This is a genomic window from Balneola sp., assembly GCA_002694685.1.
GTDB lineage: Bacteria > Bacteroidota > Rhodothermia > Balneolales > Balneolaceae > Gracilimonas.
The window spans coordinates 334,281-354,877 of sequence record NZMW01000010.1 but is presented as its reverse complement, the minus strand read 5'-3'; the positions used below and the strand labels follow the sequence as shown (position 1 = coordinate 354,877).

Annotated in this window: 15 protein-coding genes, 1 tRNA gene and 1 riboswitch; of the genes, 8 read left to right on the top strand and 8 right to left on the bottom strand. The window is 43.2% G+C overall.

The window, feature by feature from the left end:
• Positions 1-64 precede the first annotated feature (64 nt).
• The 3 genes from mdh to CL667_11220 all read left to right on the top strand — a co-directional run bounded on the left by mdh (position 65) and on the right by CL667_11220 (position 4,076).
• The gene (mdh, locus tag CL667_11230) at positions 65-1,021 is read left to right on the top strand and encodes a malate dehydrogenase (GenBank protein MAL18274.1); all 957 of its coding nucleotides are present in this window, start codon (positions 65-67) and stop codon (positions 1,019-1,021) included.
• Positions 1,022-1,137: 116 nt separating this feature from the next.
• Positions 1,138-2,121: an oxidoreductase gene (locus CL667_11225; GenBank protein MAL18273.1), complete on the top strand. Its 984-nt coding sequence runs from the start codon at positions 1,138-1,140 to the stop codon at positions 2,119-2,121.
• A 101-nt stretch (positions 2,122-2,222) separates the two neighbouring features.
• Complete coding sequence (locus CL667_11220) at positions 2,223-4,076, top strand: Xaa-Pro dipeptidyl-peptidase (GenBank protein MAL18272.1); 1,854 nt, start codon at positions 2,223-2,225, stop codon at positions 4,074-4,076.
• 220 nt (positions 4,077-4,296) lie between these two features.
• On the opposite strand, the gene CL667_11215 is transcribed toward CL667_11220, so the two are convergent.
• On the bottom strand, positions 4,297-5,565 hold the full coding sequence (locus CL667_11215) for a hypothetical protein (protein MAL18271.1): 1,269 nt from the start codon (positions 5,563-5,565) through the stop codon (positions 4,297-4,299).
• Between the two features lie 186 nt (positions 5,566-5,751).
• Positions 5,752-5,845: riboswitch (TPP riboswitch) on the top strand.
• 51 nt (positions 5,846-5,896) lie between these two features.
• Here CL667_11215 and CL667_11210 point away from each other — a divergent pair.
• Positions 5,897-8,350: a TonB-dependent receptor gene (locus CL667_11210; GenBank protein MAL18270.1), complete on the top strand. Its 2,454-nt coding sequence runs from the start codon at positions 5,897-5,899 to the stop codon at positions 8,348-8,350.
• A 303-nt stretch (positions 8,351-8,653) separates the two neighbouring features.
• Here the strand turns inward: CL667_11210 and CL667_11205 are convergent, their stop codons facing one another.
• Entirely contained in the window at positions 8,654-9,613 is a 960-nt protein-coding gene (locus tag CL667_11205; GenBank protein MAL18269.1) for a hypothetical protein, read from the bottom strand.
• 173 nt (positions 9,614-9,786) lie between these two features.
• On the opposite strand from CL667_11205, the gene CL667_11200 reads away from it, so the two are divergent.
• The gene (locus CL667_11200; protein MAL18268.1) at positions 9,787-10,560 is read left to right on the top strand and encodes a hypothetical protein; all 774 of its coding nucleotides are present in this window, start codon (positions 9,787-9,789) and stop codon (positions 10,558-10,560) included.
• A 130-nt stretch (positions 10,561-10,690) separates the two neighbouring features.
• Here the strand turns inward: CL667_11200 and CL667_11195 are convergent, their stop codons facing one another.
• Positions 10,691-11,662, bottom strand: coding sequence for a hypothetical protein (locus tag CL667_11195; protein ID MAL18267.1), 972 nt, complete (start codon positions 11,660-11,662; stop codon positions 10,691-10,693).
• A gap of 93 nt (positions 11,663-11,755) precedes the next feature.
• Between CL667_11195 and CL667_11190 the strand changes: the two genes are divergently transcribed.
• Positions 11,756-12,499, top strand: a complete 744-nt coding sequence (locus CL667_11190; protein ID MAL18266.1) for a 1-acyl-sn-glycerol-3-phosphate acyltransferase — start codon at positions 11,756-11,758, stop codon at positions 12,497-12,499.
• A 232-nt stretch (positions 12,500-12,731) separates the two neighbouring features.
• Here the strand turns inward: CL667_11190 and egtD are convergent, their stop codons facing one another.
• The 5 genes from egtD to CL667_11165 all read right to left on the bottom strand — a co-directional run bounded on the left by egtD (position 12,732) and on the right by CL667_11165 (position 16,789).
• Positions 12,732-13,640, bottom strand: a complete 909-nt coding sequence (gene egtD / locus CL667_11185; protein ID MAL18265.1) for an L-histidine N(alpha)-methyltransferase — start codon at positions 13,638-13,640, stop codon at positions 12,732-12,734.
• Between the two features lie 99 nt (positions 13,641-13,739).
• The gene (locus CL667_11180) at positions 13,740-15,023 is read right to left on the bottom strand and encodes a hypothetical protein (protein MAL18264.1); all 1,284 of its coding nucleotides are present in this window, start codon (positions 15,021-15,023) and stop codon (positions 13,740-13,742) included.
• 77 nt (positions 15,024-15,100) lie between these two features.
• Positions 15,101-15,352, bottom strand: coding sequence for a hypothetical protein (locus CL667_11175; protein ID MAL18263.1), 252 nt, complete (start codon positions 15,350-15,352; stop codon positions 15,101-15,103).
• 117 nt (positions 15,353-15,469) lie between these two features.
• Positions 15,470-16,603: a hypothetical protein gene (locus tag CL667_11170; protein MAL18262.1), complete on the bottom strand. Its 1,134-nt coding sequence runs from the start codon at positions 16,601-16,603 to the stop codon at positions 15,470-15,472.
• A 111-nt stretch (positions 16,604-16,714) separates the two neighbouring features.
• Positions 16,715-16,789, bottom strand: a tRNA-Val gene (locus CL667_11165).
• Positions 16,790-16,909: 120 nt separating this feature from the next.
• On the opposite strand from CL667_11165, the gene CL667_11160 reads away from it, so the two are divergent.
• Positions 16,910-18,214, top strand: a complete 1,305-nt coding sequence (locus CL667_11160) for an acetyl-CoA C-acyltransferase (GenBank protein ID MAL18261.1) — start codon at positions 16,910-16,912, stop codon at positions 18,212-18,214.
• 209 nt (positions 18,215-18,423) lie between these two features.
• Entirely contained in the window at positions 18,424-20,538 is a 2,115-nt protein-coding gene (locus CL667_11155) for a fatty acid oxidation complex subunit alpha FadJ (GenBank protein ID MAL18260.1), read from the top strand.
• Positions 20,539-20,597 lie beyond the last annotated feature (59 nt).

Sequence of the window (20,597 nt, the reverse complement as noted above, 5' to 3'; positions counted from 1 at the left end):
CTTTATATCAAATTCACATTGAAGAAGTATTTAATTGAAAACTGAACATTAAAAACGAAAAGTAATGAAAGTAACAGTAGTTGGAGCTGGAGGAAACGTTGGGTCAACCGTAGCACATGCAGTCGCACAGCGCGATTTTGCTAAAGAAGTGGTTGCCGTAGATCTGGAGCGTAAAGACGGAGACAAAACATTTTACCCTTCAAAAGGTCGAGCTTTAGACCAGTGGGAGTCTTCTCCTATTCACCTTTTTGATACCCGAATTAATGGAACTGTTGACTATGCTGACACCGCAGATTCTGATGTTTGCGTGATTACGGCAGGTGTTCCACGTCGCCCGGGAATGAGTCGCGATGACCTGCTCGAAACCAATGCTAACATTGTGAAGAGTGTAACCGAGCAATTGGTTAAGTACTCACCGGATACCATCATTATTGTAGTTTCTAATCCCCTGGATGTGATGGTACAGGTTGCAAAAGATGCCAGCGGACTTCCGCATGAAAAAGTGATGGGTATGGCTGGAATTCTGGATACCGCTCGTTACCGTTCATTCATCGCTGAAGAGCTGGATTGTTCTCCAAAAGACATTCAAGCACTTTTAATGGGTGGTCATGGAGATACGATGGTTCCACTTCCGCGTTTTACAACATTAGCCGGTATGCCAATCACGCATTTCATTGACGAAGACCGTTTAGATGAGATCGTTAACAGAGCTAAGAAAGGCGGTGGCGAGATTGTTGGGTTGATGGGAACATCAGCTTGGTACGCTCCCGGTGCTGCTGCTGCACAAATGGTTGAAGCTATTTTGCTTGACCAAAACCGAATTTTTCCGGTATGTGCACACATCGACGGACAGTATGGAATTGATGATCTTTACATTGGAGTTCCCGTTAAGCTGGGTACCGGTGGAATCAAGGAAGTAATTGAAGTTGAATTAAACGAAAAAGAGCAAGATCTTATGCTTGAATCAGCCAAAGCCGTTCGCGGTACTTTGGAAGAATTCAAAAAACTAATGAACAAGTAAACTAAACAAACGAGGACTAAGGTCTTCACTACTTGCATTAATCCCTCACATAAACTTTTTATGTGAGGGATTTTTTTTGGCTATACTCCTCCATCAACTCAAAAACCAAACTCAGTATGAATCAAATTAAATGGGGAATTATTGGCTGTGGTGATGTATGTGAGGTTAAAAGCGGTCCGGCTTTCCAAAAAATTGAACACTCCGAATTAGTAGCAGTAATGCGCAGAAATGGAGATAAAGCCGCTGACTATGCCAAAAGACACAATGTACCCACTTGGTTTTCTGATGCCGATGAACTCCTCCATCATCCCGAAGTAAACGCAATCTATATTGCTACTCCTCCGGGTTCTCATGCTCTGTATACACAAAAAGCTGCCGAAGCCGGAAAGCCCGTATATGTTGAAAAGCCAATGGGGCTCAGTTATACAGAATGTAAGGCAATGATCGATGCCTGTGAAAAAGCAGGTGTTCCACTTTTCGTCGCATACTACCGCCGGGCGCTTCCCTATTTCCTTAAAGTAAAAGAGTTGATCGACACCGGTGCGGTGGGGACTATAACTTCCATGCAGATAAATCTAATTCAACCTCCAAAACCAGATGACCTTAAATATTCATCAGCGCATAATAACTGGCGAACTAAACCTGAGATTTCAGGTGGTGGTTATTTCCATGATTTAGCTTCTCATCAGTTAGACCTAGTTGAATTTTTATTAGGTGAAATTGAGAATATAGAGGGTCATTCCATCAATAAAATGGGGTGGTATAATGCGCCGGATGTTCTATCCGCGAGCTTTAAATTCACGAATGACATTTTAGGAACTGGTTTGTGGAACTTCACGGCACATCCTGATGAAAAGGAAGATGAAGTCATTATCACAGGCAGAAAAGGCTCCATTCAATTTAGCTGCTTTGATGGAAACGCACCTGTAACTCTTAAGACTGATCATGGCACTGAAACATTTGACCTGCCTTACCCTCAGTATGTTCAGCAACCCCTCATTCAAACTATCGTCAATTCGCTAAGAGGCGAAGGAGAGTGCCCGAGTACAGGCCGGACAGGGGCCAGAGCAAACTTATTGATGGATGAGATTACATCATAACTTGCCAACACTTTCGACCGCCGATCAAACAATCTTTTGCACAACACTTTTCTCATTATCCGTTACATTCATCCATCACTTAAAAACCAGATTTTCAGATTATGAGTACTTTTAAGAAATTTATATTCTCAATCACTGTACTGACACTAGCCCTACTGTCAGGCAGTCCAATCACAGCACAGGATATTCAAATTCCTGTTATTGAAGATGGGAGAGCGCAAGTAATCCCCGAACTTGAAAACCCTGAGAACTGGATTCGTGAAGATCTTTGGGTTGAAACTGAATTTGACTCCGATGGTAACGGAAAACTTGATCGTGTTCATGTGGATGTAACCCGACCCAAGCAAACCGAAGATGGGCTAAAACTGCCCGTCGTTTATGAAACGAGTCCTTATTATGCCGGAACCGCAGGTATGGTTGAGGGCTTATTCTGGGATGTGCGGCATGAGTTAGGCGAGCTGGGCACTAACGAAGTGGGTGAAAATAAAAGCCGCCGCGCACACCCTGAAGTTATCCGCAGAGGTGAACGGCCCGTGATCTCAAACTCACAACTCAGAACATGGATTCCGCGTGGTTACATTGTGGTCCATTCTTCTTCACCGGGAACGGGACTTTCTGATGGAGCCCCTACTGTTGGTGGTGATAATGAATCCCTTGCACCCAAAGCTGTAGTTCAGTGGCTTGCCGGCAAAGACAATGGATATACCTCCCGGGATGGTGATGAGAAAGTGATGGCGTCTTGGTCAACCGGAAAAGTGGGAATGACGGGGACCTCTTATAACGGAACCCTTCCACTTGCCGCAGCAACCACCGGTGTTGAAGGTCTTGAGGTTATTATTCCCGTCGCACCCAACACTTCCTACTATCACTATTACCGCTCAAATGGGCTGGTTCGAAGTCCGGGCGGTTATTTAGGGGAAGACATTGATGTGCTTTATGATTTCATTCACAGTGGGGAAGAATCGATGCGTGCGCGAAATAATCGGGTCATTCGTGATACTGAAATGGCTAATAACATGGATCGCAGAACCGGTGACTACAACGAATTCTGGGCCAGCCGGGATTATCTGAACGATATGGAACCCATGAAAGCGGCTATGCTTATGAGTCACGGCTTCAACGACTGGAATGTGATGCCGGAACACAGCTATCGCATTTATGAAAAAGCGAAGGAAATGGGGCTGCATACTCAGATTTACTATCATCAATTTGGCCACGGCGGACCACCTCCTGTAGAAATGATGAACCGATGGTTTACCCATTACCTTTTTGGGGTTGATAATGGAATTCAAAACGAAAGCGGAGCGTGGATTGTCCGGGAATATGACGAGCCTGAAAACCCAACCTTCTATGCTGATTTCCCTAACCCAAAAGCTGAACCTGTTCAAATGTATTTGAATGCAGGTGCTCCTCAACAGGGAAAGCTTTCACTGAATAAACCAGAAAATCAGGGAACAGAAACTTTGGTTGATAACTTCTCTTTTGATGGGGAATCATTAGCTCGTGCAGAGATTACCGACCATCGCCTGCTATATCTAACACCGCCTCTTCAAGATTCTGTTCATATTTCAGGATTAGCGGAACTAACTATCAAGCTTGCCAGTAGTAAACCGGCGGCTAACTTATCAGTATGGTTGGTTTCATTACCATGGGATGAGCGCAGAAACGGACGAATTACAGATAACATCATAACCCGAGGTTGGGCTGACCCCCAAAACCATGAATCGCTTACAGTAAGCGAACCTTTAGAGCCCGGAAAGTTCTACGAATTTAGTTTTGAACTACAGCCGGATGATCAGATTATTCGCTCCGGACAGCAAATTGGACTCATGATTTTCAGCAGCGATAAAGAATACACCCTTCATCCTGATCCCGGTACGGAGCTGACTGTTGATCTAGATGGTACTGTATTGACGCTGCCTGTTGTTGGCGGGAAGTCTGCTTTTGGTTGGTAAAAACTCCCTTTACCTCTGTTGTCATCCCGGACTTGATCCGGGATCTTAGGTATTAGCTTTTAGTTTTATAAGGCAAGGATGATCAATGCATATTTGAGTTTGTTCAACCTAAAAGTCCTATCAAAGATCCTGAAATAAATTCAGGATGACGACTTTTTAGTTGGGTCTTATAGCTGAAGATCAAAGAGCATAAGCATCCGCCTGTGCTTTATTTCAACAACTAAAGCTGCAACTCAAACGTCATTTCTTCGCCATCACGGAGAACAGTGACGCTTGTTGTTTGTCCCTCTTCCAGCTCATTTAATGCTTCCATATAACCATAGATATCAGCGATATCCATTCCGGCAATGTTGATAATCACATCCCCGCCTTCCATGCCAGCATTGTCTGCAGCACGCCCTTCACTCACACCTGTTATCCGAAAACCTTCTCCGTCATATCCATAGTCAGGAAGTACACCTAAAGTCGGGCCACTCATGGTCATATTTCGCTGCTGTTCGCCCGGAGCCTCGGTGAAGGCTAGCTCTTCCTTATTCATCCCATCCAGTTTTTCAATCACACGAACAAGATGCTTAAGCATCAATTCTTCTCCTTCTTCATTAATCCATTCCGTATCGTCAGAAGGGCGGTGGTAATCAGCGTGGGTATCTGTGAAATAGTGAAGTACCGGAATATCTTTGTAGTAAAAGCTGGTATGATCGCTTGCGCCGGTTCCATCAGGAATCAAATCTAAATCCAGTGAATCGGTATTTGCTTCAGTCAGTATAGACTCCCAATTATCAGTAGTGGCAACTCCAAATATCATGAGTCGGTTATCATTCATTCTCCCGACCATATCCATGTTTATCATGGCAAGCGAATTCCCTAATTCAACAGTAGGATTGTCAACATAATACTGAGATCCAAGCAAGCCCATTTCTTCCCCCGAGAAGGCAAGAAATAAGATGTCCGTCTCAGGGCGGTTTGCTGAAAAATACTCTGCTAACTCGAGCACTCCCGCCGTCCCGGATGCATTATCATCGGCACCGTTATGAATTCGCGGGTCTTCACTGCTACTCAAAGAGCCAAAGCTACCCATACCCAAATGATCATAATGCGCCCCGATAATAATCATCTCTTCCGAATCACCGGTTCCCTGAAGAAGTCCAGCCACATTCTTAGACAACCTTTTTTCGCCGGATGTATCAGAGTCACTGGCATGCGGATTATTCAAAACAGCCGTATTTATGGTGAACTCCTGAAAATAAGTACCCCCATCACCAGCAGGGTCCAAGCTATAGCTTCGGAATAAATCAGCAATATAATTTGCAGAAGCAGCTTCCTCTGCCGTTCCTGCTTCCCGGCCCCGCATTTCTTCACTCGCCAGAAATGTGATATGAGTTAAAACATCATCTTTCGATATCTCTGCAGTGGTACTTTTTTCGGTTTCAGAAGTAGAGCAGGAAACCAGTGTGGCAACCAGTAAAACGATTGGGAAATATTTGATCATTATTTAATCATTAATTGAGTTTTTGAGCTTATTTAAGATAACATTTGAGAAGCGTTTTTAGAATGATAAAATCTATAATCAAAAATCGACCTTTTAGTTCACCAGAAGTCAAAACTCCTAATGATTAACAGAATTGGTATTTTTTGATTTACATTATCAAAACATCCTCCGTATCTTGAAATTCACAACCAAGGTTGGGGGTGCTTGCATAGCGGGCTGAGATTACACCCTAATACCTGAACCGGATAATACCGGCGTAGGGAAACCTGTTTACCGCACAGTTACGCAAGTTAACCTCCTCCATTAATCATGAAGTTTTAAATGGAGGATTATGTTTAATCTATTCTTATTAAGGAAATCAGCATTCGCTGCTTTTCTATTTACAATACCACTACTCTTTTCACCTGATATTCAAGCACAAACCATTACAGGTACAGTGCTTGACGCTCAATCCAAAGACCCATTAATCGGTGCAGCCGTACGGCAGCAAGGAACTACCCGAGGGGTCGTAACACAAGATGACGGCTCTTTTGAGCTACAGCTTTCTGAGAATGGAGAAGAAGAGCTACTGATAACTTTTCTTGGCTACAAAGATTTAGAAGTTGATGTATCCGATGAAAAACAAGACCTGGAGTTATTCCTTTATCCGGAAACCTACATAGGCGACGATGTTTTTGTAAGCGCCGTTCGGGTCGATGAGACTTCTCCTATCACATTTACTAATGTTGACAGGGAAGAAATTGAACGCAGAAATTTAGGTCAGGATGTTCCTTATTTACTCCAGAACACTCCGTCTGTAACCACCACTTCTGATGCCGGAGCCGGCGTTGGTTACACCGGTATTCGAATCCGTGGAGTTGATCCGGCTCGAATTAACGTAACCATCAACGGTATCCCCGTTAATGACGCAGAATCCCATGGAGTTTTTTGGGTTGATTTACCTGACCTGGCTTCGTCCATCGAAAATATTCAGGTCCAGCGTGGAGTAGGCACATCTACCAATGGCGCCGGTGCTTTTGGGGCAACCATCAACCTGCAAACCAGCTCCTCTTCGCCCGAACCTTTTGGTGAAATTAATACCGGAATTGGTTCCTTCAACACCCGGAAATACAATGTCCGTTTGGGCTCGGGGTTGATGGAAAATGGATGGCAATTTGAAGGCCGCCTTTCCAAAATTGACTCCGATGGCTTTATCGACCGTGCGAGTTCTGATTTGGATTCTTATTTCTTATCAGCTTCTCATCATGGAGAACGCAGTTTGCTTCGCGCTGATGTTTTCACAGGAAAAGAAATCACCTATCAGGCCTGGTATGGCATCGAAGAAAGTGTGCTGGAAAATAACCGCACCTTTAACGAGGCAGGAACTGAAAAAAGCGGCCAGCCTTACGAAGATCAGGTGGATGATTATCAGCAGAATTACTACCAGCTACATTATTCCTACCAGCTGCAAGAAAACTGGAATGCTAATATTTCGGCTTTCTATACCAAGGGTTTCGGGTATTATGAAGAATATAAAGCCGAAGAATCCCTGGCCGATTATAGCATAAGTACCATTGAACCCGGAACGCCTACCGAATCTGATTTAGTCCGCCGGCGCTGGTTAGACAATGATTATTACGGGACCATTTTCGCCACAAGATACGCACCATCTGACACTTGGAATGTAACTTTTGGTGGTGGATACAGCTATTATGATGGCGCCCACTTTGGGGAAGTTATCTGGGCCCGCTATGCCGGAGACAGTGAAAATAATGACCGGTATTATGACAATGATGGTATCAAGAAAGACTTCAATCTCTACGGTAAGCTTCAGTACCAGCTCACCGAGAAGCTGAACTCCTATCTGGATCTTCAGGTGCGTACCATCAATTATGAATTCTTAGGAAACGATATCGTTCAAACAGGAACACCACCGAATGTTCAGGATAATCTGGTTTCATTAAGACAGGAAGACAACCTCAGCTTCTTCAATCCAAAGTTCGGACTGGTATATAACCTGAATGACGGACAAAGAGCGTATGCCTCATTTGGTGTAGGAGGGAAAGAACCTACCCGCGATGAGTACGTAAATTCAACACCGGACAGCAGACCTAGCGCCGAAAAGCTGTATAACGTAGAAGCCGGATATCGTGGCGATTTCACTTCCTATTTCCTTGGAGCAAATCTGTATGGAATGTTCTACGAAGATCAGCTGGTCCCAACGGGAGCCATTAATGATGTTGGTGAAATTGTACGCCAGAACGTGCCGGAAAGCTATCGTGTAGGTGTAGAGCTTCAGGGTGGAGTAAGCCTGGGTCAGTATCTGAGTCTTTCAGCTAATGCTACCTTCAGTCAGAATAAAATTGTTGAGTACACACAATTCACCGATCAATATGATGCCAGTTTCAACTTTCTGGGTCAGCAGGAAACGGTTTATGAAGATACCGACATCGCCTTCTCACCATCAGTTATTACAAACGGTGTAATCGGATATAAAAAAGGTGGACTTAATGCTGAACTGGTTTCTAAATATGTCTCTCGCCAATACCTGGATAACACAGAAACCGAAAGCCGATCCATCGATCCCTATTTTGTGAATGATGTAAGGCTGAGCTATGCCTTTAACCAAGTGCCTTTGTTTGAAGGGATAACAGCTACCCTGCAGGTGAATAACATTTTCAACCATGAGTATGAGACCAATGGTTATACCTTCGGATGGTTACAGGATGGCGACCCTGTGAATTTCAATTATTACTACCCACAAGCAGGAACCAACTTCTTATTCCAGGTAAAGTGGGAATTCTAACCTAAGATTGAGAATTTTGTCCTTCCAAAGCCTTCAGCGTGAAAACTGAAGGCTTTTTTTAGTTTGAAACCTATAAGGAGTAAAGCTGTCATCCCGAGTGAAAAGTGAACCGGAAAGGAATCTTCGTAAGTACACAAGGGATCTCAAAGTTTAAGATACAAGCCAGACTATAATTTGAGATCCTTCGCGTCTTCCACCCCAAACCTAATTTTATGATTTTGCGCTCAAGATGACAATGCGGCTTAGAAGCTATTAATGAAATGACCAGAAAAAGCTAACAGCTAAAGTCTGAATGCTGACAACTTACCCCTTCAAACTCTCCTGAATATGACTCGCTATCTGATCAGCGTGAACGCGTGAGTTCTCAATAAACAACCGACTGGTATCCATTCCCCCGCAAACAACTCCTGCTACATAAACGCCTTTCCGTTCGGTCTCGAGGCTATCCTCATCATGAACCGGCATACATTTCTCATCATCGGTAAGTTCAATGCCTAAACTTTCCATCAGCTCGAAGTTGGGGTGATAACCAGTCATGGCCAGTACAAAATCATTCTCCAGAATCACTTCTCCATCCGGAGTATCAATGACTACCTCTTTTTCCCGAATCTCTTTTACTTCAGAATTAAAATAAGCCGGGATTTCTTCATTCTTAATTCGATTTTCGATATCTGGTTTTACCCAGTATTTCACCGTGGGTTTAATCTGATCGTACTTCAGCAACATGGTTACATCAGCACCACCTCTCCAGCATTCGAGGGCAACATCCACCCCGGAGTTTCCACCGCCAATCACCAGTACTTTTTGCCAAGCGTAAGGGTGTGGCTCATCATAATAGTGCTTCACTTTAGGAAGGTCTTCTCCCGGCACACCCATCATGTTAGCCTGACCGTAAAAACCGGATGCTACAATTACCTTCTCTGCTTTGTACACCTCTTTATCGGTGGTTACGGTGAAGTTGCCATCCTCACCTTCCATCGAGGTAACCGTTTCATACAGGTTGATTGGAAGCTCATAATACTCCGCCACTCTTCGGTAATACTCAAGCGCCTCGGCACGGGTTGGCTTTGGTCCGTGTGAAATAAATGGAATATCCCCGATTTCGAGTTTATCCGAAGTCGAAAAGAAAGTCATATTAGTTGGGTAGTGAAAAAGCGAATTCACCAGACAACCTCGTTCAATAATTTTAAATGGAATATTTTTTTCCTGAAGTGCAATTCCCGTTGCAAGCCCTATGGGACCTGCACCAATGATGATAACCATGTCTTTTCTTGTAGTTAAATAATTTGAGTAAGTGAATCGTATAAACAGCCTGAAGATACGAATCGTTTAGCTTTTTAATGGGAATCAGAATGATCAATAAATACTTATTGGAACTTTTAGAGATGTCGTACCTTTGAGTGATAAATTGATACCTCCATTTTATTCTTTTATAAATGATCCAGCACGCTAAGCACTTATTACTCGGCTTTATTATCATTTTTATTTCATCGGGGTTCGCTCAGGCTCAGCTTTTAAATGTAGAAAGCATCCGCGCCGATGCTGATACTTCAGGCTGGTATGGTCAGCTCAACTTTAATCTTTCGCTTAGCCAGTATGATGATCAGGTGCTGCAGTTCACCAACAACACCAATATTTCTTTTTTCTCTGAAAAGCATGCCTACCTGTTCTTAAACCGACTGAAACTGGTAAATCTGGACGGGGCTTCCGTTATCAGCAGCGGATATAGTCATCTAAGATCTACCTTTGTGAGAGAAAACAGAATTTCGCCCGAACTCTTTCTGCAGTATCAATACAACAACAACCTGGGATTACAGAACCGGTTTTTGGCCGGAGCCGGTTTCCGATATACTCTCTTCAATTCTGATAGCTGGGAGGGAAGCTTTTCATCATCAGTTATGGCCGAGTATGAAGAGTGGCAAGAAGATGGACTCCCTCTTGTTGAAAATGAATACATAAAGAGCTCCAGTAACCTTTCATTACGAGGTATCTTAAATCCTCAAACTTCTTTTTTACTGATAGGTTATTACCAAGCCCGCCCATCAGAGTTCTTCGAGGCGCGTTCTATTCTGGAAACTCAGCTGCAGGTCAAGATTAATAAGCATATTTCCCTGAGTGTTCAGTTTGCCGCTTCTTATGATGCCGATCCGGTTATCGACATTCCCAACTGGACGTATGAGCTGAGTAATGGGTTGGTTATTAAGTTTTAGAGGCTGTCATCCCGAGTGAAAATACTATAAAAAGCCTCTCTGCATTTCACGAGGGATCTACAATCACTTTCAACAGCTGACTCTTAGAATTTGAGATCCTTCGCAGGTATGCTCAGGATGACAAACTCCATCACATCTTGTTTCTATCAAGCCACTTAATTAACACCCGAAAAAGCCAGCCTTCGGGATTACTCAAAAACCCAACATGCCCGCCTTCATCCGTAAATAATGTCCGCACAAAGGGGTTATCATTCATTACCTGAAACGGGGCAAACTCAAATGGACACAGCGTATCTCCTTTGCTGTGTATGACCAATAGATCTGTCTTCACCCCTTCATAGAAGTGCTTACTGGAGCATTGGCGATAATAATCATCAGCCCCATTAAAGCCGTGAAGCTCGGCGGTTACCTGATCGTCAAATTCATATATAGAAGAGCCAGTGAATTCGGGTATTGGCATCTTTTGGCTTTTTTCATCCAGTTTCTGAGTCAGTGTTTTTAGGAAGTTGATTTCATAAAGCCGGTTAAACCCTTGGTTCAACCTCAGCGATCCTTCTTTCAAGTCGTAAGGTGGAGAAACAGCAGCTGCTCGCTTAACGCTGCTGTCGGTGCCCTCTTCCCCCAGATACTTCACCAGAGCATTCCCTCCTAATGAAAACCCAACGGCAAAAATCTCTTTGTCAGGATAGGTTTCTGAAATCCATTTAAAAAAAGTACGGTAGTCCTGTGTTTCTCCGGAATGATAAAATCGAGGCTGATTATTCATACGGCTTCCACATCCCCTAAAATTTAGTGCCGCTGATGAGTACCCGGCTTTCTTCAAATCCGCCATCAGGTTGCCAATGTAGTAGCGGTCGGTAGAGCCTTCCAGTCCATGAAAAAGAGCAACAATGGGTTTGTCTGAATCTTCTATACTAACATCAATTTCTAGGAAGTCGTCGTCAGGAGTTTCAATCTCAATCCGTTTATGCTCCGGCTTTGCTACTTTTGAAAACTGTGACGCTACAATAGTATGTACATGCGCATTCCATGCCCACCAAACGGGGTTGAACGGTTCCAGTGATATATTGTCTTGAACTTCCTTTTGCATAGCCTCTTTCATTTCCGCACAAAACTATACAGAAAAGAACTCGTATTCCATTTCCGATTTTCAGGCAAGCTTTCCTTGCCCTATATTCGGATCAAAATAAATCCTATGGCAACCTCTCTTACTCCTATAGAATACATTCGAAGCTTTTTAGCGGTAATCGTGTTTTTCATCATGTTTGCCATTTCCACACCCCTTATCGCTTTTCTGTTGATTGTCTCTTTCGGGAAAGCCACCAACTTCACCATTGAAAATTTCGGTCCTTTTATAGCCTATCCTGTGCTGTGGACGCTCGGCATCAAGTTTAACGTTATTCAGCATGGAGAACCGGTAGAGCCTTCTGTGATCTATACCATCAATCACAGCTCTACTTTAGATCTCGTTACTATGATTGCCCTTGGTATGCCACACATCCGTTTTGTTGCCAAGTGGGAGCTGCAGTACAATCCGCTCTTTTTTATTGTTGGAAGGATAACCGGGCAGGTATTCATTCAGCGCAAACAAAGTGAAAAAGCCATCCGGCGTATTCAAAGTGCCTATGACCGATTAAAGCGTGATAACCTTTCAATCATGGTGGCTCCGGAAGGATCAAGAAAACACCCGGGCGTAATCGGGCCTTTTAAAAAAGGAGCTTTCCACATGGCTGTAGATTTAGGGTTTCCTATCGTCCCTATTTATTTTGAAGGCAATCAGGAGTTGAGTCTCGGCGGATCTCTTCTCGCTAAAAGCGGAACCATAAATGCCCATATCTACCCGCCTATCGATACCTCAGACTGGTCCCGGGAAACCATCGATGAGCATGTGAAAGAAGTCAGGCAAAAATACCTGGAATGGGCTGGTGTTGAAGAATAATTTTTGAGTTTTTGACCTCTTCTGTCTTTACTGAATCAAGTTCAGCACAAGCTTCCTTCAATATTAAAAAGGACGCGTTGATAAAATTTATAATCATGAACATATATCGTAACTGTTAAATGATTAGGACAAGTCTCTCCTTGAGAAGGAGAGATTTAGAGAGGTCGGAGTATACGGCTCGGGATATTCGCCGTGCTGAGCAATGACGAGCTTCAGTGTAAACTAAAATTGACTACTTAGGCTCCAAATACTGAAGACTGAATAAATTATCCTCATCCGTCCACACTTTCATCACTTCAAACCAAGGAGATACTATTTCCGAAAATTCTTCAAGAGCATATTTATGGGAATTTTCGGTATGAATGTATTCCCCCTTCTCAAATGAGATTGATGTTCCTGCTATATTTACTTCATGAGCTTCTTTAGCGATAAGGTGCATTTCAATACGACCTTCTTCTTCGTCCCAAATTGATTTATGAGTGAATCTATCGAGATCAAAATCAGCAGATAACGCCCGGTTAATGTGTCGTAAAATGTTCTTGTTAAACTCTGCCGTAACACCTCTCGAATCATTATAGGCGGCCAGTAAAATATCTACGTCTTTCTTCAGATCAACCCCAATCAGAAAGCTTCCCTGTGATCCAATAATATCTGCTACCACACTTAAGAATCGATTCACCGTATCCCTCTTAAAGTTACCGATGGTGGATCCGGGGAAGAAAACTACCTTCTTGAGTGAAGGATCAATTTCAGGCAAATCAAAAGGAAAAGTATAATCGGCTTGTTGAGGGATAATTTTTATATCCGGGTATTTGCCCTGAAGGTTTTCCGCCACTTTAAACAGATAGTCCCCGGAAATGTCTATAGGCACATAGGCCGAAATGTTGCTTAGCTTATTCAGAAGAATTCGGGTTTTATCGCTGCTTCCGCTGCCAGGCTCAATAAGTGCAACTTCATCCCCTAGGTACTCACCGATTTCACATACATTTTCAGATAGAATTGTTCGCTCTGTTCTGGTCGGGTAATATTCTTCTAGCTCCGTAATTTCATCGAAAAGCTCAGATCCCCGTTCATCATAAAAAAACTTACTGGGGAGCATTTTCTGTGGGTGACTTAACCCTTCCAGTACTTCATCAAGCATTACGCTTTTCTGTTCAACTTTGGTCATTTATTGTGTAGATGATTTTCGGATGTACTATACCAACAGATGTCTTTACCCGATCATTTATTACTCGATTATTTATTTGGCGAGGCGAATTCCGCTGAACTGCCAGCGAGCATCTGCATGGAAGAAATTACGGTAGGTTTTGCGGATATGTGTTTGAGAAGTTGCACAAGATCCTCCTCTAAGCACATACTGATTTGCCATGAACTTCCCATTGTATTCACCCAAAGCTCCCGGCAGAGGTTTATAGTTTGGATAGGGAGCATAGGCACTCATAGTCCATTCCCAAGCATCACCATACATCTGCTTTAGCTGTTGGGGTGATGATTCAACACCCGCAGGATGAAAACTTCCCTTCTCAACAAAATTTCCTTCTATTTCTAAATCTCCGCAAGCGTGCTCCCATTCTTGTTCGGTGGGAAGTCTTACCCCTTTCCATCTCGCAAACGCATCCGCTTCATAATAACTCACGTGCGTAACCGGCTCATTGTGATCAATTTCTCTTGCTCCGGAAAGGGTAAACTGCATCCATTTTCCATCTCTTTTAAACCAGTAAAGCGGAGCCTTCCACTCGTTATTATTCACGGCTGACCATCCCTCATCCAGCCACAACTTAGATTCCGAATAGCCTCCCTCATTCATGAATTCAAGATATTCCCCATTTGTGATCAACCGATCGGACAGCTTAAAGTCCTGAACTAATGTCCGGTGCTGAGGGTGTTCATTATCGTACGTGAACTCATCACCCACATTTCCTATTTCTGTGATTTGTTCTTCAAAAGAAATCCAATTAATGGATTCTGCTTTCGGAGCTGCTTCTTTTTTTAATTCACGATAAACCGGGAGCAATGGGTTTTGGCCCAGCATATATTTCAGATCTGTAAGAATAAGCTCCTGATGCTGTTGCTCGTGATTAATCCCAATTTCTACCACTTTAGCCGCTTCTTCCCAAACGCCGTCAGAAGCAGACTCTATAAATAGTTCTAATTGCTCATTCACATACTGCCGATACTCAAAAACTTCCTTAACCGTAGGGCGTGATAACACTCCCCGTTTTGCCCGGGTAAATGGAACACCGGTTTGCAAATAGTATGAGTTAAAGAAGTAAGCGTATTGGGGATGAAGACTTTCAAAGCCATCTTCAAATTTTTCGAGCACGAAAGTCTCAAAAAACCAGCTGGTGTGGGCAAGGTGCCACTTGGTAGGACTGGCAAACTCGGACGCTTGAATCACAAAATCCTCAGTCTCTAGTGGCTCAACTAAGTAATTACTAAATGCCCGAACATCTTTAAAGTGCCGTAATAAGTTCTTTTTTGACAACTCCTCTCTTGGGATAGAATCCTTTCTCTTATCGGTAATAACGCTCATATAACGGTATGATATTTAACTTCTATAGAATGTACCGAATGAAACCGAAACCCGAAATTTTGTTTTACCTACTTATCCCGATAAAAATAAATCTTCTTATTGTCTGCGTCCCTTCGGCTTTTAACCTTAAAGTCATTTTTCTTGCCAAATTGGTAAACAGCCGTTCGCATCGAATTGATGTTCTTCTCGTTCGTGTAGCTCACTTCTACGGCTTGTCCACCCGGTTTCAACTTTTCGATGGCATCTAAAAGAGGCTTGAATTTAGAAGTCCTTTTCTTGGAAGACTTTACATTATCTCGTTTAACAAATTTAATATCCATGAGAAAATCACTTTTTTAATAATAATATCATTTTTAAATATAATCATAAATCATGAAATGAGGAATCCCATTATTTATACTTGATAAAAGAGTGTTTATAGATAGGCTAAAGATTTTTCAAAACTCTACTATATATTTCACTACCTCTTCGGAATAGTATCTTCTATTTAACTCTACGGCATAGACGTAATTAGCCTGAATCGTCTTTATTTTTGACTTCCGGGGAAAATCAAAAGTCCCCAGTACTTCCCCTGAATTCTCTAACACATACCAGCGATAGTTTTCAAGGTTTTCGGTGATTGTGGCTACCCAAAATCGGTCTTTATCATCAACCAGAAAACGTGCCACAGCAGGCCATTCAGAGGGTAACTCGGCCCCCCGTATTGCACGCCTTTGAAATACATTTGTAAACATCTCGACCACGTCCGACTCCTCTAAATCTCTCTTTTGAAAGGGATACTCATAGGCTCGCAAGTACTTGCCTTCCGCATCCCAAACCTTAATCAGAAAATCTTCCGTGTTCAGGGTGTATATGTTGTTTTGTGAGTCGGTGGCTAACAGCGTTTCCTTTTCATAAGGCAGCATCATAATCACCTGATTGGTCATGGTATTATCTATATACAGGCTTTTGCTTTTAAAGGTCATCAGTTGATCAGATATAACTTCACCTTCTGTATTTACCTTATAAAAATGAAGGGAGCGATCGTCCGGAGCATTCACTTTTTGAAAAGCCACCAAATAGTTGCCATCCGCCATTACATAAAACTGTTTTGGAACCGTATTCTGAAGGGAGTCCACTCCTAGGCTGTCAGCAACATTCAATTGTATGAAATCTTCGAATACCGAACGATCCAAATCATAATTGTTTACCCTGTACAAAGATTCATCGTAAGCGTACAGCGTGTTCCCTCCAATGGTGAGTTTACCCGGCTTCAGAAACTCCCCAGGATCACCACCGGCCTTCCCAATACTTCCAATATTTAATCCGGAAGAATTATACACCTGTATCCTTTTTCGGTATTCATCCACCATGTACACATTGCCGGTTGAATCAACCGCTACATCTCCAATCTTCTTTACTGTAGAATGTAAGGCCCCAAAGTAAGACCTATCTTTTGTTATGGTGATTGGGTCTGCTTCCTCAATACTAAAACGGGCAACGTTTTCCAACTCGATGGATCTCTCTTTTTCACATCCGTAGCTGACAGCCAGTACAAGTGAAATAATAAATAGCCGGTATTGAATTCTCATTCAACCAAACTAATAAATATAAAACTATTTGCATAGTAGCGGTGAGAGCCAAAGTGCAGAGATTAGCTAAAACAAAAAAAGCCCCTCATTTCTGAGAAGCTTTTTGTAAAGTAGGCGGTGAGGGACTCGAACCCCCGACCCCCTCGGTGTAAACGAGGTGCTCTAAACCAACTGAGCTAACCGCCCGACTTGTTCGAAGGGCGACAAATATAAGAACATTTCTATCTCTGACAAAGAAAAAAGACAACTGATCTTGATTTATTAGTTAACACTGTTAACTTAAGGCAAACAAATCAGCCTTATTCTATGAAGAACAATTCAGAACATTCTTTCAACGCCGTCCTTGTTGATGGCTGCAGAATCCCTTTCCAACGCTCAGGAACCACCTATAATGACCTCATGGCTTACGACTTGGGGCGAATGGCTATTGAAGGCCTGCTGGCTCGTAATGCCGTTGACCCTGCAACTATCGATCGAGTGATAATGGGAACCGTAATTCAGGAAGTTAAAACCAGTAATGTTGCGCGCGAAAGTGCTCTTGGTGCGGGTATCCCAAACTCTGTCCCGGCCTTTACTACTACTATGGCGTGTATATCCTCCAACCAAGCCATTACCAGCGGGGTCGATTTAATCCGATCCGGGCAGGCTAAAATTATTTTGGCCGCGGGTACAGAGACTATGTCAGATATCCCAGTGCGTTTCAAAAAGAAATTCCGCCAAAAAGTGTTAGAGGCCCGCAAGTATAAATCTCCACTAGATTTTCTGAAATTTTTCAAAGGACTGGGGTTTAAAGACTTTCTTCCTGAATTACCGGCTATTGCTGAGTTTTCAACCGGAGAGGTGATGGGGGAAAGTGCCGACCGTATGTCTGCAAGGTTTGGAGTGAGCCGTGAGGATCAGGATGAGTATGCGCTTCGTTCTCACCAAATGGCAGCCAAGGCCACAAAGGAGGGTTTGCTTGATCAGGAACTCATCCCCGCTAAAATCCCTCCAAAATTTAATGTGGTAGAAACCGACAATGGATTTCGGGAAAATACCTCTATGGAGAAATTGGGGAAACTCCGCCCGGCTTTCATAAAACCCCACGGAACTGTTACCGCAGGTAATTCTTCTTTCCTAACTGATGGCGCTTCTGCCAGTTTTATTATGGAAGAACAAACCGCGCTGGAGCTGGGGCTCAAGCCAAAAGCATACATCCGGGAATACAATTTTGTATCACAAGATCCGGGAGAAGAACTTCTTTTAGGCCCAGCCTATGCCATTCCAAAAGCTTTGGATGCCATGAATCTATCCCTCACTGATATGGATGTCATTGAATTACATGAGGCTTTTGCCGGACAGGTCCTTTCGGTATTAACAGCCTTGAATTCTAACGAATTTGCTAAACAATCATTAGACCGGGACAAGAAAGTTGGCGAGATCCCTATGGATAAATTGAACACTATGGGAGGTTCGCTTTCTTTAGGTCACCCTTTCGGAGCAACCGGCGTACGGCTTGTAACTACGGCCGCTAACCGCCTCATACATGAAGATGGCACCTTTGCAATGGTTTCTGCATGTGCTGCCGGTGGACAAGGGCATGCGATAGTACTGGAGAGGTATCGGAACTAATTTTAATAAGAGGCCAGAACTTTCGACCTCTTTTGTTTTCTCCTTATCAAGGAGAAAGACGCGTTGACAAAACTCGTAACCATGAACATATATCGAAACTATTATAAGACTAGAAAAAGCCTCTCCTTGCGAAGGAGAGGTTTGGAGAGGTCGAAGTTTGGGCTTCGAAATCAGGCGCTAATCTAAAAACACATTTTAAACTCAACACCATGAGCTACTTAAACATCACACATAAAGATTCTGTTGCCATCATCACGCTGGATTTGCCGGGTGAAAAAGTGAATAAACTCAATGAATCTATGATGGATGAGTTCTCCACTTTTCTCGATGTCCTGGAAGCAAACGACGAACTGATTGGAGCCGTTTTGATATCCGGGAAAAAAGACACCTTCATAGCCGGGGCAGATATTGACATGTTTCAGGCTCGGGATACGGCTGAGGAAATAGAGCAACTCAGTAAAGACGGACATAAAATCCTGAATCGAATTGCTGACTTCAAAAAACCAATTGCTGTAGCCGTTCATGGAAGCTGTATGGGTGGCGGACTTGAGCTTTCCTTAGCTTGCCATTATCGGGTTTGCTCTGATAGCTCAAAGACAATTTTTGCCCTTCCTGAGGTGAAACTTGGGATTCTGCCGGGAACCGGAGGAACTCAACGCCTTCCCCGATTGATTGGGTTACAAAACTCCCTTCCCTATATGCTGGCCGGTAAAAACATCTACACCCGGCAGGCTAAACGCATGGGATTGGTTGATGAAGTAACTCATAAAGACGCTATCGAAAAAGCTGCTATCAAGGGTGTACACAAAATCGTAGACGGTAAGTTTGACCGGAAAGACAAAAGACCTTTAATGCATAAGATTCTTGAAGGAAATCCGCTGGGAAGAAAAATCATCTTTTCTCAGGCACGTAAGAAAACAGCCGGTCAGACCAAAGGCAACTATCCCGCTCCGCCTAAAATTATAGATGCCGTTGAGTACGGATATAAAAATGGAATCGATAAAGGTCTGGAGAATGAAACGGTTCTGTTTGGGGAACTTGGTGCAACTCAAGAATCCCGAAACTTAGTGAATCTGTTCTTTGGTATGAACGCATCCAAGAAAGTCCCAAACTCGGACCTTGTTAAGCCGGTTAAAAAAATCGGTGTATTAGGCGCTGGATTAATGGGTTCAGGCATTGCGGAAGTAAGCGTAGATAAGGGCGATTATCGGGTACTATTGAAAGATCAGACCATTGAGAATGCTGCTCAGGGAGAAAAGGAAATCTGGAAATCCCTAAATGAAAAAGCAGATAAGAAAATCATCTCGGAATTTGAAAGAGATCAAACGGCAAGCAAAGTAACGGGAGTAGACTCCTATGATGGATTTAATTCTGTAGATGTGGTTATTGAAGCTGTATTTGAAGATCTGGATCTCAAGAAAAACATCGTTAAACAGATCGAGTCTTCAACTCCTGATCATACCATTTTTGCCTCTAACACCTCATCATTACCTATTTCTAAAATAGCAGAAGGAGCAAAACGACCAGAGAATATCATTGGGATGCACTATTTCTCTCCCGTACAAAAAATGCCTCTGCTTGAAATCATTACCACAGAAGATACAGCTGACTGGGTTACTCAAACCGCTTTTCAGGTTGGGGTGAAACAGGGCAAGAATGTGATTGTGGTTGGAGACGGCCCCGGCTTTTACACCACCCGAATTTTAGCTCCTTATATGAACGAAGCTTTGACTCTTCTCGAAGAAGGGGCTTCTATCGAATTCCTGGACAAGATAATGAAAGACTTCGGCTATCCCGTAGGGCCAATGGCCCTTTTTGATGAAGTGGGAATCGATGTTGGTGCTCATGTAGCCGAAACTATGGCGCCTATGTTTGCAGAACGAGGAGTGGAATCCACAAATAAGGCCGATGAACTTCTGGAAGCCGGGTTTAAGGGCCGAAAGAATAAACGAGGAATGTACAAGTACTCTTCTGGAAAGAAGAAGGAAGTGAATACCGAAATCTACTCATACTTTGGAGGCTCAAACAGAACTAATCCTGATAAGGAAACGGCTCAGCTTCGTATGGCTTTGACCATGGTCAATGAAGCAGCCTGGTGTCTGGAAGAAGGCATTCTAAAATATCCAACCGATGGAAACCTGGGTGCTATTCTCGGTCTTGGCTTCCCGCCGTTCCTTGGTGGGCCTTTCCGATATATCGATCAGCAAGGAGTCCAGAATGTAGTCGACCGACTGAATAGTTACGTTGACAAGTTTGGCCCGCGCTTCAAACCCGCCCAAATTTTAGTGGATTATGCGAAAGAAGGGAAGAAATTTCATGGGTAATAATCCATACTAATAAAGCCCCTGATTGCTACTTAAAGATAGCGCTATGCAATAAGTTA

Bases quoted from the DNA above. Each gene is read 5' to 3' on its own strand.
- mdh (MAL18274.1), top strand. From the start codon at position 65: ATGAAAGTAACAGTAGTTGGAGCTGGAGGAAACGTTGGGTCAACCGTA.
- CL667_11225 (MAL18273.1), top strand. From the start codon at position 1,138: ATGAATCAAATTAAATGGGGAATTATTGGCTGTGGTGATGTATGTGAG.
- CL667_11220 (MAL18272.1), top strand. From the start codon at position 2,223: ATGAGTACTTTTAAGAAATTTATATTCTCAATCACTGTACTGACACTA.
- CL667_11215 (MAL18271.1), bottom strand. From the start codon at position 5,565: ATGATCAAATATTTCCCAATCGTTTTACTGGTTGCCACACTGGTTTCC.
- CL667_11210 (MAL18270.1), top strand. From the start codon at position 5,897: ATGTTTAATCTATTCTTATTAAGGAAATCAGCATTCGCTGCTTTTCTA.
- CL667_11205 (MAL18269.1), bottom strand. From the start codon at position 9,613: ATGGTTATCATCATTGGTGCAGGTCCCATAGGGCTTGCAACGGGAATT.
- CL667_11200 (MAL18268.1), top strand. From the start codon at position 9,787: ATGATCCAGCACGCTAAGCACTTATTACTCGGCTTTATTATCATTTTT.
- CL667_11195 (MAL18267.1), bottom strand. From the start codon at position 11,662: ATGAAAGAGGCTATGCAAAAGGAAGTTCAAGACAATATATCACTGGAA.
- CL667_11190 (MAL18266.1), top strand. From the start codon at position 11,756: ATGGCAACCTCTCTTACTCCTATAGAATACATTCGAAGCTTTTTAGCG.
- egtD (MAL18265.1), bottom strand. From the start codon at position 13,640: ATGCTTGATGAAGTACTGGAAGGGTTAAGTCACCCACAGAAAATGCTC.
- CL667_11175 (MAL18263.1), bottom strand. From the start codon at position 15,352: ATGGATATTAAATTTGTTAAACGAGATAATGTAAAGTCTTCCAAGAAA.
- CL667_11170 (MAL18262.1), bottom strand. From the start codon at position 16,603: ATGAGAATTCAATACCGGCTATTTATTATTTCACTTGTACTGGCTGTC.
- CL667_11160 (MAL18261.1), top strand. From the start codon at position 16,910: ATGAAGAACAATTCAGAACATTCTTTCAACGCCGTCCTTGTTGATGGC.
- CL667_11155 (MAL18260.1), top strand. From the start codon at position 18,424: ATGAGCTACTTAAACATCACACATAAAGATTCTGTTGCCATCATCACG.